16 protein-coding genes are annotated in these 15,400 nt (G+C 64.3%); 8 read left to right on the forward strand and 8 right to left on the reverse strand.

Annotated elements, in window-relative coordinates:
* Positions 1-298 precede the first annotated feature (298 nt).
* From AC628_RS26145 to AC628_RS26155, 3 genes are all read left to right on the forward strand, one after another.
* Positions 299-595 carry a co-chaperone GroES gene (locus AC628_RS26145; RefSeq protein ID WP_018269780.1) on the forward strand — a complete coding sequence of 99 codons (297 nt, stop codon included), beginning with the start codon at positions 299-301 and terminating at the stop codon, positions 593-595.
* 162 nt (positions 596-757) lie between these two features.
* Entirely contained in the window at positions 758-2,401 is a 1,644-nt protein-coding gene (groL, locus tag AC628_RS26150) for a chaperonin GroEL (RefSeq protein WP_074129697.1), read from the forward strand.
* Positions 2,402-2,496: 95 nt separating this feature from the next.
* Positions 2,497-2,787, forward strand: a complete 291-nt coding sequence (locus tag AC628_RS26155) for a hypothetical protein (RefSeq protein ID WP_074129698.1) — start codon at positions 2,497-2,499, stop codon at positions 2,785-2,787.
* 184 nt (positions 2,788-2,971) lie between these two features.
* On the opposite strand, the gene AC628_RS26160 is transcribed toward AC628_RS26155, so the two are convergent.
* Positions 2,972-3,340 carry an antibiotic biosynthesis monooxygenase family protein gene (locus AC628_RS26160; RefSeq protein WP_074129699.1) on the reverse strand — a complete coding sequence of 123 codons (369 nt, stop codon included), beginning with the start codon at positions 3,338-3,340 and terminating at the stop codon, positions 2,972-2,974.
* Positions 3,341-3,437: 97 nt separating this feature from the next.
* Between AC628_RS26160 and AC628_RS26165 the strand changes: the two genes are divergently transcribed.
* The 3 genes from AC628_RS26165 (at position 3,438) to AC628_RS26175 (ending at position 5,962) form a co-directional block, all read left to right on the forward strand.
* Complete coding sequence (locus AC628_RS26165; protein WP_074129700.1) at positions 3,438-3,914, forward strand: MarR family winged helix-turn-helix transcriptional regulator; 477 nt, start codon at positions 3,438-3,440, stop codon at positions 3,912-3,914.
* Positions 3,915-4,099: 185 nt separating this feature from the next.
* Positions 4,100-5,299 carry a hypothetical protein gene (locus tag AC628_RS26170; RefSeq protein WP_074129701.1) on the forward strand — a complete coding sequence of 400 codons (1,200 nt, stop codon included), beginning with the start codon at positions 4,100-4,102 and terminating at the stop codon, positions 5,297-5,299.
* A gap of 198 nt (positions 5,300-5,497) precedes the next feature.
* The gene (locus AC628_RS26175) at positions 5,498-5,962 is read left to right on the forward strand and encodes an ester cyclase (protein ID WP_074129709.1); all 465 of its coding nucleotides are present in this window, start codon (positions 5,498-5,500) and stop codon (positions 5,960-5,962) included.
* Positions 5,963-6,057: 95 nt separating this feature from the next.
* Here AC628_RS26175 and AC628_RS26180 read toward each other — a convergent pair whose 3' ends face one another.
* Both AC628_RS26180 and AC628_RS26185 read right to left on the reverse strand, forming a co-directional pair.
* The gene (locus tag AC628_RS26180; protein ID WP_074129702.1) at positions 6,058-6,525 is read right to left on the reverse strand and encodes a PaaI family thioesterase; all 468 of its coding nucleotides are present in this window, start codon (positions 6,523-6,525) and stop codon (positions 6,058-6,060) included.
* Complete coding sequence (locus AC628_RS26185; RefSeq protein ID WP_245321308.1) at positions 6,477-7,055, reverse strand: Ada metal-binding domain-containing protein; 579 nt, start codon at positions 7,053-7,055, stop codon at positions 6,477-6,479. The genes AC628_RS26180 and AC628_RS26185 overlap by 49 nt, the downstream gene beginning before the upstream one ends.
* Positions 7,056-7,374: 319 nt before the next feature.
* On the opposite strand from AC628_RS26185, the gene AC628_RS26190 reads away from it, so the two are divergent.
* Positions 7,375-8,052: a hypothetical protein gene (locus AC628_RS26190; RefSeq protein ID WP_074129703.1), complete on the forward strand. Its 678-nt coding sequence runs from the start codon at positions 7,375-7,377 to the stop codon at positions 8,050-8,052.
* Between the two features lie 27 nt (positions 8,053-8,079).
* Here the strand turns inward: AC628_RS26190 and AC628_RS26195 are convergent, their stop codons facing one another.
* Positions 8,080-8,496, reverse strand: coding sequence for an META domain-containing protein (locus AC628_RS26195; RefSeq protein ID WP_074129704.1), 417 nt, complete (start codon positions 8,494-8,496; stop codon positions 8,080-8,082).
* Positions 8,497-8,639: 143 nt separating this feature from the next.
* Positions 8,640-10,310, reverse strand: a complete 1,671-nt coding sequence (locus tag AC628_RS26200) for an L-lactate permease (protein WP_074129705.1) — start codon at positions 10,308-10,310, stop codon at positions 8,640-8,642.
* A gap of 309 nt (positions 10,311-10,619) precedes the next feature.
* Here AC628_RS26200 and AC628_RS26205 point away from each other — a divergent pair, with 309 nt between their 5' ends.
* Positions 10,620-12,362 (forward strand): ABC transporter ATP-binding protein/permease, encoded by a 1,743-nt coding sequence (locus AC628_RS26205; RefSeq protein WP_074129706.1) that lies wholly within the window; start codon positions 10,620-10,622, stop codon positions 12,360-12,362.
* A 250-nt stretch (positions 12,363-12,612) separates the two neighbouring features.
* On the opposite strand, the gene AC628_RS26210 is transcribed toward AC628_RS26205, so the two are convergent.
* From AC628_RS26210 to AC628_RS26220, 3 genes are all read right to left on the reverse strand, one after another.
* Positions 12,613-13,602: a TorF family putative porin gene (locus tag AC628_RS26210; RefSeq protein WP_074129707.1), complete on the reverse strand. Its 990-nt coding sequence runs from the start codon at positions 13,600-13,602 to the stop codon at positions 12,613-12,615.
* A 382-nt stretch (positions 13,603-13,984) separates the two neighbouring features.
* Positions 13,985-14,374, reverse strand: coding sequence for a histone (locus AC628_RS26215; RefSeq protein WP_074129708.1), 390 nt, complete (start codon positions 14,372-14,374; stop codon positions 13,985-13,987).
* Between the two features lie 243 nt (positions 14,375-14,617).
* Positions 14,618-15,400 (reverse strand): heterodisulfide reductase-related iron-sulfur binding cluster (locus AC628_RS26220; protein ID WP_245321310.1); only part of this gene is annotated, 783 nt, incomplete at its 5' end.

Genomic DNA, 15,400 nt, shown 5'->3' on the forward strand with positions numbered 1-15,400 from the left:
CCGGCCGCACCCGTCCTGCAGCCAAGCGTAAAACTTAAGACGGAGCAATGACGTCTGACAAAATTACGTCATCGCTACGATTTGGTTTCTGGTCCACCATCCTATATTGGCCTCACCAAGGCCTTAACCCGTTTGCTTGACAGAAACTGCGCCAAGCCATATTTCCCGGCCCACAATTAGCACTCTCGCACCACGATTGCTAAATGCGCCGGGCGTCCTGCCCTGCGCCGACCGGGCCGGCATTCAACGCCGGTCTCGATGAACCGGACCTGAAACCGAGCCTCCAAGAGGGAACGTCATGGCTAAATCCACCTTCCGCCCACTGCATGACCGCGTCGTGGTCAAGCGTATCGATGCCGAGGAGAAGTCCAAGGGCGGCATCATCATTCCGGACTCGGCCAAGGAGAAGCCGTCGCAGGGCGAGATCGTCGCCGTCGGCCCGGGTGGCCGCGACGAGGCCGGCAAGCTGATCCCGATCGACCTCAAGGTCGGCGACCGCGTGCTGTTCGGCAAGTGGTCGGGCACCGAGGTCAAGCTCGACAACCAGGAGCTCCTGATCATGAAGGAGTCCGACATCATGGGCGTGCTGGCCTGATCACACCTCTCTCCGTCACCCTGAGGAGGCAGCGAAGCTGCCGTCTCGAAGGGTGAGCCCTCACAATTCATCCTTCGAGACGCGGGCCAAGGCCCGCTCCTCGAGCAATAACGGCAAAGCCGTTATGCAAGGGATGACGCTTTTTTCCAGGAGTTCAAATCAATGGCTGCCAAGGACGTAAAATTCGCCGGAGACGCCCGCGACCGCATGCTGCGCGGTGTCGACGTGCTCGCCAACGCCGTGAAGGTGACGCTCGGTCCGAAGGGCCGCAACGTCGTCATCGAGAAGAGCTTCGGCGCGCCCCGCATCACCAAGGACGGCGTCACCGTCGCCAAGGAGATCGAGCTCGACGACAAGTTCGAGAACATGGGCGCGCAGATGCTGCGCGAGGTCGCCTCCAAGACCAACGACACCGCCGGTGACGGCACCACCACCGCCACCGTGCTGGCCCAGGCCATCGTCCGCGAGGGCGCCAAGTCGGTCGCCGCCGGCATGAACCCGATGGACCTCAAGCGCGGCATCGACACCGCGGTCGCCGCCGTGATCAAGGACATCGAGAAGCGCGCCAAGCCGGTCGCGTCCTCGTCGGAAGTTGCCCAGGTCGGCACCATCTCGGCCAATGGCGACGCCGCGATCGGCAAGATGATCGCGCAGGCGATGCAGAAGGTCGGCAACGAGGGCGTCATCACCGTCGAGGAGAACAAGTCGCTCGAGACCGAGGTCGACATCGTCGAGGGCATGAAGTTCGACCGCGGCTATCTCTCGCCCTACTTCATCACCAATGCCGAGAAGATGACCGCCGAGCTCGAGGATGCCTACATCCTGCTGCACGAGAAGAAGTTGACCGGCCTGCAGTCGATGCTGCCGGTGCTGGAAGCCGTGGTGCAGTCCGGCCGTCCGCTCCTGATCCTCGCCGAGGACGTCGAGGGCGAGGCGCTGGCGACGCTGGTCGTCAACCGCCTGCGCGGTGGGCTCAAGGTCGCCGCCGTCAAGGCGCCGGGCTTCGGCGATCGCCGCAAGGCGATGCTGGAGGACATCGCGATCCTGACCGGCGGTCAGCTGATCTCCGACGACCTCGGCATGAAGCTCGAGAACGTCACGGTGAACATGCTCGGCCGCGCCGGCAAGATCGTGATCGACAAGGAGAACACCACGATCGTCAAGGGCGCCGGCAAGAAGAAGGACATCGACGCCCGCGTTGGCCAGATCAAGGCGCAGATCGAGGAAACCACCTCGGACTACGACCGTGAGAAGCTGCAGGAGCGCCTCGCCAAGCTCGCCGGCGGCGTTGCCGTCATCAAGGTCGGCGGTGCGACCGAGATCGAGGTCAAGGAGAAGAAGGACCGTGTCGAGGACGCGCTGAACGCGACCCGCGCCGCGGTGCAGGAAGGCATCGTGCCCGGCGGCGGCGTCGCCCTGCTGCGCGCCAAGAAGGCGGTCGGCCGTCTCACCAACCCGAATGCCGACGTCCAGGCCGGCATCAACATCGTGCTCAAGGCGCTCGAAGCTCCGGTCCGCCAGATCTCGGAGAACGCCGGTGTCGAGGGCTCGATCGTGGTCGGCAAGATCCTCGAGAACAAGTCGGAGACCTTCGGCTTCGACGCCCAGACCGAGGACTATGTCGACATGGTCGACAAGGGCATCATCGACCCCGCCAAGGTGGTGCGCACCGCCTTGCAGGACGCCTCCTCGGTGGCCGGACTGCTGGTGACCACCGAAGCCATGGTCGCCGAAGTGCCGAAGGACGCGGCGCCGGCGATGCCGGGCGGCGGCATGGGTGGAATGGGCGGCATGGGCGGCTTCTAAGCCCCCCGCTGCACATCCGCATCGAGATCGAAGGCCGCCTCCGGGCGGCCTTCTTTTTTGCGATTTGATCACGATCGAGAGGTAAGGACGATCCGATGTCCCGCGACGCCAAATCACTGACGACAACGCTCGCGCTGTTCTACGCGATCGGCGTGGTGCTCGCATTGGGCGCCCATGTCCGGGACGGCGGCGACGACTTTGCCGTCGTCGTGACCTTCTGGTTCAAGCAGACGCTGACGTTCGCCGTTCTCGGCGCGGGCTATGGCGTCTATTACGTCATCTCCGGTTCGATCGGTCATCGTCCAAAGGCGCCGCTGCGATTTCTCGACATAGCCTTCTTGACCGGTGTCGCCACGCTCGCTGTTCTCATGGCGATCCGCGGTTGAGCGATCTTTGACGCAACGTCCAGGCTCCGCTTTTTCATTCGCCCACGGGCTGCGATGCTTGGCACGAACGTCATTGCGAGGAGCGATAGCGACGAAGCAATCCATTTCTCCGCTTGCGGCCCGATGGATTGCTTCGCTTCGCTCGCAATGACCGTGGATGGGCCGGGATAGGGTGGGTACGAAATTAAGCGACGCAGATGTCAGCCACTGCGACCTTCTGGAACAGGTGCGGCGATGCCACCGCCGAGGCCGGATAGGCCGAGAGCTTGGCCCTGAACTCCGGGTTCATGAAGGCGGCACGGAAGGCGGCGGTGGATTCCCAGACCGCGTAATTCAGATAGGCCGGGCTGTCGCCGAGCGCGCGGTGCAGCTGGGTCGAGATGAAGCCGGGCTGCCGCTTCATGATGGCGGCGTCGTCCTGCCAGGCCTTCCGGAAGGTGTCCTCGTCGGCCGCATCGAGCGTGAAGAGGTTGACGAGCACGACGTTGGTGGCCTCGACCGCGAGCTGGCGGTCGATCGGGAATGCGGGGTCCAGGGGGCGCATATGCGGCATGGCTTGCTCCGTTAATATGGTGCTATGATGTCATTTCGATCGTATCGATACATATCAATATTGACATTATGATGTCAATATACACCTATGGTGACAAATGCCACAGACCAAGCGAACACCGGCGGGTGAAGCCCTGAGCGGCCTGATTCTCGACCTGTTCAGGCTCAACAGCCTGCTGTTCACGTCAGGTGACCGGCTGGTGGCGGGGCTCGGGCTGACCAGTGCCCGCTGGCAGATCCTCGGCGCCATCGTCACCGCCGAACGCCCGCAACCGGTCGCGTGGCTGGCGCGCGACCTCGGCGCCGCCAGGCAGAACGTGCAGCGCATCGTCAACGACCTCGAAAGGGACGGGCTCGTCACATTCGAGACCAATCCGCATCACCGCCGCGCCCAGCTTGTGGTGCTGACCGACAAGGGCCGGCAGGCCTTCGACGCGGCGATGCGCCTCCAACTGCCCTGGGTGAACAATCTCGCCGACGGACTGACCGTGAAGGACATCGAAACCGTGAGCCGCGTCGTGACGACGCTGCGCGGCAGGCTGGAGAACGGCGAGGAACCTGACGGCCGCGCGTGACGCACGGTGCGCCTCCATCCGTCATGCCCGCTGTGCTTCGGACGGCTGTGTCCGGCCAAAACAGTGCCAGAAGTCACTTCGTTCCAAACGCCACAGCCGCCGTCACGCGGCCTTCTTTTTTGCGCAATGACACGGAGGTTTGCTAGTTACGACGGAACCGATTCTGCTCTTCGAGGACTCATCGTATGCGCGCGCTCCCGCTCCTGCTGCTCGGTCTTGCCATCGCCTCGGCGCCTGCCCTCGCCCAGATGAAGCTGCAAACGAAGCCGGCAGCCGGTGGCGGACCCGAGACGCGCTATTTCACCGCGATCGACGGCCTGATGGACGGCAATGCCGACGTCGTGCTGAAGGAAACCCGCCAGGGCAAGACCGTGACCGCAGCGGTGCTCGATGTCTGCTATCCCGCCGACAAGAGCTCCGACCGCAAGGACCGCTTCGTCGCCAATCTCACCGTCAACGGCCAGACCCTGTCCGGCAGCACCCAGAGCGTCGCCGACAAGCAGCCGGTCACCATCAAGCTGAACCGCAAGCAGACCGGCGACAGTTTCGAGTTCCGCGGCCAGATCACGATCGGCCAGACCGTGACCGAGGTCGCCTCGACGGACAATTCCGATCTCAGCGAGAAGGAATTCCAGGACAACCAGGCCACCGAGGACGGCATCACGCCGCAGCCGAAGGACTTCACCGACGTCTCGCCGGAATCGATCGGCGTGCGGGTGAAGCTCGATGCGGCGGCGGACTTCCTCAAGAGCCTGAAGGGCGAGGCCGTCGAGATCGGCACCTCCAGCCTCTCGGTGACCTGCGATGCGATGCGCTCCGGCGAGCAGACCATCAATCTCACCGTCGATCCCGAGCACGCCAGCGCGCTGCTCGCCAAGGTGAAATCGGCGTCCGGCGTCACGGCGGCCGGCTGGACCAGCGGCGTGGTCGAGATGGACCGCACCATCCGCTTCGCCGCCGCCGACTGGCGCGACGGCGACAAGATCAACAAGGACAAGCTCGCAACCGCGATCGCGGGCGTGCTGGCGAAGACGCTTGTCGCAAAGCCCGCCTCCACGACATGGAATGCGAACACCGGCAAGCTCAAGCTGGTGCTGAAGCGCCCGAGCGCGGTCTACCCTGCGCTCGGCCTCACCCAGAACTACGAGGTCACCGCCCTCGTCTCGCCCGACAAGCCCGGCAGCTCCGACAGACTGATGCTGTGGGTCTCGAGCCCCACCGTCTCGACATCGGACGACAGTGCCGGCGCCAAGCTGAGTCTGTCCGACGATTCCAGCAGCGACGAGGAAGGCAGCGAGGCCAAGGACGACAACGGCGCGATCGACGCGCTGCTCAAGGAGTTCAAGGGCCAGCGCTGGGACGCCGACAAGTCGGTGTGGCGGTGAGCCACCCGCTTCCCGATTGCGCGACGACGTTCGGGAAGCGGCGCCAAGCATCATATCGACAAAGCGGAATTTCGTCTGAAGGCTGACAGCACGTCCGATCGGGAATCGGGTGGTGCGGCACGCGTCTCAAATTGCCTAATGCGCGCATCGACACAGCGCCGGTCGCAATACCGGCAACGCGCAAATGGAGACGATGAGATGTCAGAGCAAAACAAGAATGTGGTCGGCCGATGGTTCAAGGAGTTCTGGGGCAACCCCTGGAATCCGCGCATCATCGAAGAACTCGCGACGTCAGACATTGTCGTGCACTACCCGATGCATGAACCGAAGAAGGGCCGCGCCGCGGTGACGAAGTTCATGACCGAGTTTCGCGAGGCGTTTCCGGATCTGAATTTCTGGGGCGTCGGCGATCTCGTCGCGGAAGGCGACCTAGTCGTCGGCCGCTGGGAAGGCGGCGGCACGCACACCGGACCCGCGTTCAGCGACTTCCGCCTCGGCTCGCTGCCCGCGGCTTCCGGCCGTAAGATGACGTTCGCCGGCACGACCGTGCTGTGCGTGCGGGACGGACGGATCGCCGAGGAGCTCGGACAGGAAGACGCGATCACCGCGATGCTGCAGCTCGGCCTCATTCGCCTGCCCGAGCAGAGTGGCTACGCGGGTTGAAACGACGCTTCGTCGACTAAACACGTTCCAATGTTACTGGGCCGGCATCGCATCTCCGGGTGCAGTGCCGGCTCAGTCTGTCCCGGTATTCCGCGTCAAGCCGGAAAGATCAGGCACGTCGTCGTGCCATGCGCAAGCAGCCGTCCGTTCGCGTCGGTGACCCTGCCTTCGGCGGTGCCGACGCGGCGGCCGCAATTGAGCACATGGCCCTCGGCCCGGATCGGGCCGGTGTCGGGCGTGATCGGACGCAGCAGCGAGATCTTGAACTCGAGCGTGGTCTGGCTGGTGCCGGCGTCGAGCGTCGACTGCACCGCAAGGCCCATGCAGCTATCGAGCAGCGTCGCGGTGAGACCGCCATGCACGGTGCCGGCCGGATTAAGATGCGCGTCGGTCGGCAGCAGCGTGACGACGACACGGCCGCGCTCGGCCTCAGTGACGTCATAGCCGAGAGTCCGCGCGATGGTGTTGAGCGGCAAAGCGCCAGAGGCCAGCCCCTGGACGAAGTCGAGGCCGCTCATCCCGAGTTTCTGTTCGGCACTGACGGTGCCGTAGCTCTTGGCCATTGCTGGTCTCCGTTGGGTTGCATCGTGACGGCTGGCGGCCGCTTCCGTCGCAGCGAGGCGGGCGAGCGGCCGTAGAGTTTTGCGAAGGCGGCGTTCATGCGCCTTGCGCTGGAGAAGCCGGCGCGTTGCGCCACCAGCGCGAGCGGAAGATCGCCGCCGTCGATCAGGCACTTGGCGCGCTGCACGCGCCGCGACAGCGCGACCTGCAGCGGCGAGGCATCGAGTTGCGCGGCGAACAGGCGCGACAGATGCCGCGCGCCGATGCCGAGCCGATCGGCCAGCGCGGCGACGTTGCCGTGGTCGAGTGCGCCGTCCTCGATCAGCGCCAGCGCGCGCTCGACGGTCGTCCTGGTGCCCTTCCATGCCGGACAGAACGGCGCCGCCTCGGGACGGCAGCGCAGGCAGGGCCGGAAACCCGCACGCTCGGCGGAGACGGCGCTGCCATAGAACCGCACGTTGCGGGCGAGCGGCGTGCGCGCCGGGCATACCGGGCGGCAATACACGCCGGTGGTCTTGACCGCGACGAACACGATGCCGTCCCAGGCCGGGTCGCGTCGCTAAAAGGCCTCATATTGTGCGGCGAAATCGAGCATGCGTCCGCTATAGCCGTGACCGCACGCCGAAACGACCCGCTTTGCGGAGACGACGTCCGGAAACGACCGCTGCATACGGCGCGCCCGATCCAAGGCTTCACAAGACTTCATAGCGCCCGTACTCATGCGTGACGTACCGTCAATTTACGGGGCCTGCGACCAAAAGACTTCGTGCTGCCGCAGTTCGGTCACCGAAAATTAAGGCTCGATTTAGTTTCGAGGATCATCCTTTGCGTCACCGAACACGGGTCACGCCATGCAAGACCGCGAGCCGATCAACCCTGAGAGCATCTGGCCGACAGATGTGACGGAGGGTCATTCGCCGGCGCAGGCGGCGGACCTCTGGGGCGTCTCAAATGAGAATCACGACGCCGCCCTGCTGCTGCGGGAGCCGTTCGCCGACCGCATCGGCACCGCGCTGCTGGCCGCCACCGCGCTCGCCGCAAGCTTCGTGCTGGGATGGACCGGCGGCGCCAACTGGCACGACTTCGCAAGCCCCGCCCCGCTCCCGGTGGCCCAGAAGGAAGCGCCCGTCCCGCACATTGCGGAGGCACCGCCGAGCCGCAGGAGCGAGAGCCCGCGGCGGACCGCGTCGAACGCCGAGCCATCGGTCACCGGCAGCATTCCGAAGACCACCCCCGCCAGCCCGCGCCCGCAGGTGCTGGGGGCCGCGCCGACGACGCTCGGCGCGCAAGCCGCCATGCTCGGATCGAAACCGCAGCTTGCGGCGGGACCCGAGACGCGGCCGGCCACGATTCCCGGATGGTCGGTGGTCGAGGTCCGCGACGGCACCGCCGTGCTCGAGGGGCCGGAGGGCGTCAAGATGGCGGCGCGCGGCGACGTCGTCCCCGGGCTTGGCCGCGTCGATTCCATCGTGCGCTGGGGCAATCGCTGGATCGTCGCCACCGCAAGCGGATTGGTCGCGACGCCCTGAATGCCTGCGCGACGCGATCGACCGCGGTCAGTTGCCGTTGATCAGGAAGCGCAGCGACTTGCTTCCGGAGAAGATCACCTCTTCATTGTGCCGCCGCCAGCTGGTCATGTCGCCAAGCGCCGCCAGCAGATCCTTGTCGGCCTGCGCCCGGTCCGGCGTGCATGTGCGGTTCTCCATCGCGCCGGGAACGAAGACGATGGTGTTGCCGGCAACCGAGAACTGACCCTTGCCGCCGTCGCACCAGAGCTCGAGGATCACCTCGCCATTGTCGCCGACCTCGATCGAGGGGATCCGCTTGGAGCCCGGCATGCGCGCGGCGTCGAGCGTCATCACGAAGCCGAACGGGAATTCCTCCTGGGCCTTGGCTGGAATCGCGACCAGAGCCGCGGCAAGGAGCGCCAACGCGGCCATGCCGCCGTTCAGAATCCGCTTCATCGAAACCATGCCATTCCCAAAAATTGCCCGCCGTCCTTCTATGAGACGAGGCCGGGATTTGCCAGCTTGGCCGCGCGAGAAAATAGCTTGAAAACGCAAAATCCCCGCGGGCTCGTGACCCGCGGGGATTTTCGCTCGGACGCCTCGCCGCGTTATTTCAAGACCAGCTCCGTGAACGGATACACATAGGCCTGCAGGGTCACGAACAGACCGACCAGGCACGCCAGCACGATCGAGTGCAGGAACACGTAGCGCAGGATCGAGCCCTCGTGGCCGTACCAGTTGGTCGCGGTCGAGGCGACCACGATCGATTGCGCGTCGATCATCTTGCCCATCACGCCGCCCGAGGAGTTCGCCGCCGCCATCAGGATCGGCGACAGGCCGAGCTGCTCGGAGGTGATCTTCTGCAGATTGCCGAACAGCACGTTGGAGGCGGTATCCGATCCGGTCAGCGCCACGCCGAGCCAGCCGAGCAAGGTGCCGAAGAAGGGATACAGCACGCCGGTCGCGGCGAAGGCGAGACCGAGCGTGGCGTCGACGCCGGAGAGCCGGGTCAGCGTGCCGATCGCCAGCATCGCCGAGATCGTGATCAGCGAGATCGCGCAGAGGCGGATGGTGCGGCCATACTCGGCGATCAGCTTGAGCGGCGAGAAGCCCATCAACAGACCCGAGATGATCGCTGCGATCAGCATGCCGGTGCCGGTGAACGACAGATAGGTGAAGCCGAACACGGCGCCTTCCGGCGTCGGCTTGGCGGCCACCGGCGGCACCTTGAAGATCAGCTTGTCGAGCTCGGGGACCGGATAGTTCCAGACGAAGTTGGCGTTGGCCCAGGTCTTGAAGGCGCCGTTGCCCCAGATCAGCATCAGGATGCAGACGATGATCCACGGCAGCAGCGCGCTCCACAATTCGCTTTGGGTCAGCGGCGTCTTGTCGAGCGGCGGTGCGGAAGCCATCGTCGCCGCCGATTCATCGCGGCCGCGCAGTTTCGGCGACAGCCAGAGCTGCTGCGGCTGCCAGACCTTCAGGAACAGGATCAGTGCGCCCATCGAGATCAGCGAGGCGCCGATGTCGACGATCCAGGGATTGATGTAGTTCGAGATCACGAATTGCGGGACCGCAAACGACACGCCGGTGACCAGGATCGCCGGCCAGATCTCCTTCATGCCGCGCCAGCCGGCAAATGCCCAGATCACCCAGAACGGCACGATCAGCGAGAACAGCGGCAGCTGCCGGCCGACCATGGCGCCGAGGATGTAAGGATCAAGTCCGGTGACCGAGGCGAGACCCTGGATCGGCGTGCCCAGCGCACCATAGGCGACCGGCGCGGTGTTGGCGATCAGCGACAGGCCGGACGCCGCAAGCGGCGAGAAACCGAGCCCGATCAGCACCGCGCCGGTGATGGCGACCGGCGTGCCGAAGCCCGAGGCGCCCTCGAAGAAGGCGCCGAACGAGAATGCGATCAGCAAGAGCTGCAGGCGGCGATCCTCGGTGACGCCGCCGACCGCGCGCTTGAGCAGCTCGAACTTCCCGCACCTCACCGTGACCTGGTAGAGGAAGATGACGTTGAGCACGATCCAGCCGATCGGGAAGAACCCGGTGACGACGCCGAGCAGCGTGGCGCGGACCGACATGTTGGTCGGCATGCCAAAGATGAAGATCGTGATCAGGTTGGTCACGATCACGGCGATGATGGCGGCGATATGCGCCTTCACCTTGCCGCTGGCGATCAGGACCAGCAGCGTGACCACGGGAACCGCGGCGGCAATCGTCGACAGCCCCGCATTGCCCAGCGGATTGTAGATTTGATTCCAGGTGTTCATCTCGGGATCCTTCCCACATTTTTATGCAGCGCGCCGGCATCGGTGCGGCCAGACGCGCTGGTGCGATTGCGGGAGTCCGTCGGAAAAGTCGTAGCCCCGGCTCGCGAATGAACGATCGGTAAGGATCGCTCACATCCTCGCGAAAAATCGAAGGTCCCCCGCCCCTCGCCTTTATCGTCATGCTAGGGTTGACTCGATCGCCGGGACAAGCCAACGCTTGCATGCCAGACCTACGACTTTAGTCGAGGATCGCCCTGATTGTCCCGATTCTTCAGGCCTTTGCGGCCCCTTCCCCGGAGACGATAATCTGTGAAAAACATTCGCTCGACGCTCGCGACGGTGTGGCGCATCGCCTCGCCCTATTTCAACTCCGATGACAAATGGGCAGGCCGGGGACTGCTTGCGGCGGTTATTGTCATCGAGCTTGCCAGTGTCTTTCTCACCGTGCTGTTCAACCGCTGGAACAATGTTTTCTACAACGCGCTGCAGGAGCGCGATCAGGCGGTCTTCACCTATCAGATCGGCTATTTCTGCGTGCTCGCGGCGTTCTGGATCGCCCTGAAAGTCTACCAGCTCTATCTCAATCAATGGCTGCAGATTCGCTGGCGGCGCTGGATGACCACGCGTTATCTCGGCGGCTGGCTGCACGATGCCAACCACTACCGCATGCAGTTGCTCGGCGATGCCGCCGACAACCCGGACCAGCGTATCGCCGACGACACCCAGCGCTTCGTCGAGCAGACCCTGACGCTCGGGATCGGACTGTTGAGCTCCGTGGTGACACTTGCGTCCTTCGTGGTCATCCTGTGGGGCCTGTCCAATCAGGCGCCGCTGCATCTGTTCGGCAACGACATCGCGCTTCCCGGCTATCTGGTCTGGGGCGCGCTGATCTACGCGATCCTCGGCACAACCTTGACACACCTGATCGGCCGGCCGCTGGTCGACCTCAACTTCCGGCAACAGCGCTTCGAGGCCGATTTCCGCTTCAACCTGGTGCGCACGCGCGAGAACGCCGAGCAGATCGCGCTGCTCGAGGGTGAGCCGGCCGAGCGCACGCGGTTGCTCGATCGGTTCGGGTTCGTGGTCGGGAACTGGCTCGACATCATGCAGCGAACCAAGAAGCTGACCGCCTTCACCGCGACCTATTCGCAAGCCGCCGTGATCTTCCCCTACGTGCTGATCGCGCCGGCCTATTTCGCCAACAAGATCCAGCTCGGCGGCATGATGCAGACCGCCTCCGCCTTCAGCAGCGTGCAGGATTCACTGTCCTTCTTCATCACGGCCTACCGGACGCTGGCCGAATGGCAATCGGTGGTCGCACGACTTGATGGCTTCGAGAGCTCGATCCGCAGCGGCGATGCGCTCGCGCAGCGGCAGGACATCATCCACGTCAGACCCGCCGGCGGCCGCGGCATCGAACTCGACGATCTCGTGGTCACCCTGCCCGACGGCAAGCCGTTGCTCGCAGCTGACGGCTTCAGCCTTCCCGGCAACGCACGCACCCTGGTCACCGGCCCCTCCGGCGCCGGCAAGTCGACGCTGTTCCGCGCCATCGCCGGCATCTGGCCGTTCGGCAAGGGCGCGATCAATGTCCCCCTCGGTGCCACGCTGATGATGCTGCCGCAACGTCCCTATCTGCCGATCGGATCACTGCACGACGCCGTGGTCTACCCGGGCGAGGCCGCGAAATTCGACGCGGGACGGGTCCGCGAGGTCCTCACCGCCGTCGGACTGCCGCAGCTCGCGGCGCGGCTCGGGGAAGAGGCGCACTGGAACCGGATGCTGTCGCTCGGCGAGCAACAGCGGCTCGGCATCGCCCGCGCGCTGCTGCATGCACCGCAATTCCTGTTCCTGGACGAGGCGACCGCCTCGCTCGACGAGCCGTCGGAAGCCGCGCTCTACCGACTGATCGCCGAGAAGCTGCCCGACACCACGGTGGTGTCGATCGGCCATCGCTCGACGCTCGATGCGTTCCACCAGCACAACGTCGCACTGGTCCGTGACGGCGAGCGCTTCACCTTGCGCGATAGGATCGAGGCTCCGGCGTCATAGGCGCGCGGAGTGAGGGCCACGGGCGCGATCCACCTCTCCCTTGGGAGAGGTCGATTTGCACAGCAAATCGGGTGACGGGTCACGGCCTATCGAGAGAGCGAGAGCCCTCACCCGGCGCTTCGCTCCGACCTCTCCCCGGCGGGGAGAGGTGAGATCGAAGCCCCGGCACTGGCTACCGAAAACCAAGCCGCCGAAAACAAAAGAGGGCGGCAGATTGCTCTGCCGCCCTCTCGGTCTCCGGAAGGAGAGATTACTTCAGGTTGGACATCGCGGTCAGGTCGACCGAGAGCTTGGCGATGCCAGCCGCGCCGCACCAATTGGAGCCCGTGCCGCCCGGATTGATCGGGGTGACATTGGTGGTGCCGCCCGCCGTGAAATCGCTGGTGAAGGCGCTGCAATTACCCTTCGACAGGTCGGTGTCGGAGTAGCGCAGATCGAGCGTGAACACCTTGTAGGTGAAGCCGATGCCGATGTTCCAGGTGTTGTAGTCGGCATACTTGATGCCGTTCGGGAACGCCGGGACGCCGTAGAAGCTGTCCGAGGTGCCGAGCCACTGCCGGCCGAACTCACCCGACACGTACATGCCGACGCCGCTCGAGCCGAACACGGTGCTCGGCGCGGTGTACTTGCCGATGATCGAGGAGTAGTTGCCCCAGGCGCCGGTGTTGAGGAAGTTCGGCGAGTAGTATTCGTTGATGGTGAACGCCCAGTTGTCGTTGATGGTCCAGGTCGCCTTGCCGTAGACTTCGAAGAACGAGACGTCCTTCTTCATGACGTTGCCGTTCGCCAGAGCATTGACTGCGCATTCCGGGCTGAGCGGCTTGCCGGCGGTGTCGAACGGCGCGCCGAAGTAGCAGGTTCCGCCCGGATACAGGTAACCCCAGACACCGATGTCGAAGGCGAAGGCGCCGAAGGTCGGACGGATACCGCCGTAGACGTCGACTTCAGCCGCGGCGCGGTTGGCGAACGAGATGCTTTCGGTCGAGGTGCCGATGTAGAGCAGCAGGTCCTTGTTGACGTTGTAGCGCGGCTCGAAATAGGCGGTGACCGACGGATTGTGGTTCGACTGGGTGACGCCGCGGAAGATGTAGTCGCTGAGGATGCCGGCGCCGAAGGCGATATCCCAGGGATCGAAGGGAGCCGGCGGCGGCGCCTTGACGGCCTTCACCGCCATGTCAGCTGCCATTGCCGAGCTCGAAATCATTGCTAGCGCCGTTGCTAACAAAGCCAGTTTCTTCATGACGATCCCCATCTACTTTTCCAGACAGCCCAGCTCCGGTGGCCCCCAGGGCGCGCGATAACGGACTGCAACTAAATCGCGTGTGATCAATCTGAAACGCACCCCCGTTTTGGAGAAGGCGAAAAGACATGCATCTGCCGACTTTTTAGGCGTTCTGGCAGTCGCGCCACACGTTGGTTGGCGGGTGTTGCATTTGCACCACAAAACGAGGCTCCCGTTCCGGTTGAACGCCCCCATTTAGCCCGGCACGAGCAACGGTTCGACGCGCTGCGGGCGGCGTCGACGCGAATCGTCCGCCCCGCAAAACTACGGACTGCCGATACGGAAAAAGCCGCAGCGGCGTCCGCTGCGGCTTCGATCAGGTGAACCAATGCAGGTTCGGTTAGTGGTGCTCGCCGTCGGAAGTACCCCAGCTCGGCGCCGGCTCGTGGCTCGGCGTGGCCCAGCTCTGGGCCGGCTGCGGCGCAGGTTCGGGCGCCGGCGGTGCTGCGACCGGGGCAGCCGGCTTCGGCGCGGCGGCCTTCTTCGGAGCGCTCTTCTTGGCAGCTTTCTTGGCAGCCTTCTTGGGTGCGGCCTTCTTCGGAGCAGCCTTCTTCGCGGCTTTCTTCGCAGCCTTCTTGGCTGACTTCTTCGCCGATTTCTTTGCAGACTTCTTCGCAGCCTTCTTGGCCGACTTCTTCGCGGACTTCTTGGCCGACTTCTTCTTGGCCGCTACCGCCTTCTTGGCCTTCTTGGCCTTCTTGCTTTTCTTCGCCTTCTTCGACTTCGCCATCGTGGTCCTCCTGTTGCCGCTATGTGCGTCCGCCGGGCGTATTGAAGTGATCGCTTGCCGGACGTTGGCTGCACCTCGGGGAGAGGCACCCTCCACTTCGCTTGTCGGGCATGATGGCCGCGCGATCGCTTCGCGTCTGTGGCTGAGGAAGCGCCGGTCCTTCAGATTGCTTCAGACACATTGCGTCAGAGACGTTGCGTCAGGGCAAGGCTGAGGTCCGGATCATGCTCGAGTGGCAGTCGATCAATTCAATCCTGGCCGGGGACCTCCTGTCGCCCAATCGAGAAGCTCAATCGTGTGCACCACAGGAACTGACGTACCGCCGGCAATCTGAACCATGCACCCAATATTGCCCGCGGCGATCATGTCCGGTTTGACAAGCGCAATATTGGCGACCTTGCGATCGCGCAATCTGCTCGCAATGTCGGGCTGGAGAATGTTGTAGGTCCCCGCCGAACCGCAACACAAATGGCTCTCAGGCACATCTTTCACCACGAATCCATTCTTGGAAAGCAATTCTTTCGGAAGTTGAGTGATTTTCTGTCCATGCTGCAACGAACAAGCCGAGTGATAGGCGACGGTGACGTCACCCTTCTGCGTTGAAGGCGCGAGCTCGAGAGTGCCGAGATACTCGGTGATATCCTTTGCCAGCGCCGAGATTCGCTGCGCCGGCTCGGCGAATGCTTTGTCCTCGCGCAGCAGGTAGCCGTAGTCTTTGACGACTGTCCCACAGCCCGAGGTCGTCACCAGAATGGCGTCGAGCCCGTTCTGGTCCGCTTCCCTTTGCCACACCGTGATGTTGGCCCGCGCGCGCGCCAGCGCGTCGCCGTCCTGTCCCATGTGATGGGTCAACGCGCCGCAGCATTGCTCGTCCCTGACCAGCACCACCTCGACGCCGTGCCGGGTCAGCACGTTGATGGCGGCTTGATTGATGCGCGGCGCCAGCACCTGCTGGGCGCAGCCCTGCAGCAGCGCGACCCTGCCGCGCCGCCGGCCGGTCGCCGCAAACACGGTTCCCGCTGCCGG

The organism is Bradyrhizobium sp. NAS96.2, assembly GCF_001908235.1.
Lineage (GTDB): Bacteria > Pseudomonadota > Alphaproteobacteria > Rhizobiales > Xanthobacteraceae > Bradyrhizobium.